Raw genomic sequence first — 1,536 nt, 5'->3', positions numbered from 1 at the left:
CTAGGAGTCTGCGCGGTAGACGAGTTTTGAGCTGACAGCGGGGACGCTGCGGCGTCCGGCATCGCGACCGCTTTCGGTTTGGCGCGCCGACCTACCAAAGAAAGGCTTGGTCGACGACGAAATTGCGTGAAATGGCCCCCTTTCCGGGCTTACGCGTACATCATTTTCGCCATTCGGCGCAGGTTCAACGCCGTGCAGACGAGCTTCCACTCGGCCTGGGCCTTGGCCAGTCCGCGCATGCTGAATTGGCGGAACCCGAGCACGCTTTTTACCCAGGCGTTTGGCGGCTCGGATAGCCATTTGCGTTTGCGATAGGCGGCCTGTGTTTCGGCAGACGTGAATTTTTCAGCCATCGCGGCGCACAGCGGCCGCTTGCTGGCATCGATCTTCACGTCCTTTTTGCCCTCGCGTCCGAGCGCCACGATCAGCTCGGCCGGATGCTCGCGCAATTGTTCGAACGTCGCTTCCGACCGGTAGCCCGCGTCGGCAAGGACTTGCTTGGGATCGGCGCCGGCGTCACGCAGCACGGCAGCAAGAACGGTTGGCAATTGGCCGCTGTCGGCGGCACTGTTGCCCAGTTCGGCCGCGACAATGATGTGGCCAGCCTCGTCGACCGCAGCTTGCGCATTGTAGGAGTAGTCAAAGCCGCCGCCGGCATGCTTCATGATCCGACTTTCCGGATCGGTGAAATTTTCCTGTGCGTCGGGCTTCGGCTCGCCGAACTTGTACTTGAAGCGCGACTTCTTTTTCGGCTCTCCGTCGGCGTGCGGCGGCGCATCGTCGTCACTGCGACCGCGCGCGATATCAGTCTGACGCTGCCGCTCTTCCAGGCGTGCGCGTGCAGCGCGAATCACCGCCAAGCGGTCCTCGCGCCGCGTGATCTCGGCCGGGATATCCAGCTCCGGCTCATTTTTCTCGGCGGCGTCGGCCGCCTTCGCTTTTGCCAGCAGAGCATCGATCTGCTCTTTCAGCTCAAGCTCGACCTTCTTCATCCGCTCGTAGCTCATCGCCTTATGGCGCGATGCGTTGGCCTTGATCTTGGTGCCGTCGACCGCGACCGTGCCGAGCTTAACCAGGCCGCACTCCTTGGCCAGTTTCACCACTTGCACGAACAAGTCCGACAGTTCTTTGAGGTGAAAGGCGCGGAAGTCGCACAGCGTCCGGTGCGCCGGATAGTTGCCCGCCGCCAGAACCCGGAACGCGACATCCTCATGCAGCTTCCTGGCCAGCTTGCGCGAGGAAAACACACCAGTCGCGTAGCCATAAACGAGCACCTTGACCATCATGGCCGGATGAAAGGGCTGGTTGCGCGCACCGCCGCCGGCATACCGGGCATGGAAGGCGGACAGGTCGAGCGAGTCGACCGTATCGCTGATGAAGTAAGCAAGGTGGCCTTCAGGCAGCCAATCTTGCAGCGCATGGGGCAGCAGGAACTGCTGTTGTGGATCGTAGGGAAGATAGCTCGTCGTCATCTGCCTACAACGTTCACAACAGGCAATCGGATGACAGCGCGGCTTCTGCCGCGCAGACTCCTAG

Annotated in this window: 1 protein-coding gene; it reads right to left on the bottom strand. The window is 61.7% G+C overall.

All coding sequences use genetic code 11. The features are described 5' to 3' along the window. Positions 1–149 precede the first annotated feature (149 nt). The gene (locus tag AWB68_RS44780; RefSeq protein ID WP_087650438.1) at positions 150–1,472 is read right to left on the bottom strand and encodes an IS1182 family transposase; all 1,323 of its coding nucleotides are present in this window, start codon (positions 1,470–1,472) and stop codon (positions 150–152) included. Positions 1,473–1,536: the final 64 nt, after the last annotated feature.

Source organism: Caballeronia choica (genome assembly GCF_001544535.1).
GTDB classification, from domain to species: Bacteria; Pseudomonadota; Gammaproteobacteria; order Burkholderiales; family Burkholderiaceae; genus Caballeronia; species Caballeronia choica.
Note: the sequence above shows the minus strand (reverse complement) of the source record. Positions and strands in the feature narration are given on the sequence as shown.

Excerpts from the sequence above, each read along its gene's own strand:
- AWB68_RS44780 (WP_087650438.1), bottom strand. The coding sequence starts at position 1,472 with ATGACGACGAGCTATCTTCCCTACGATCCACAACAGCAGTTCCTGCTG.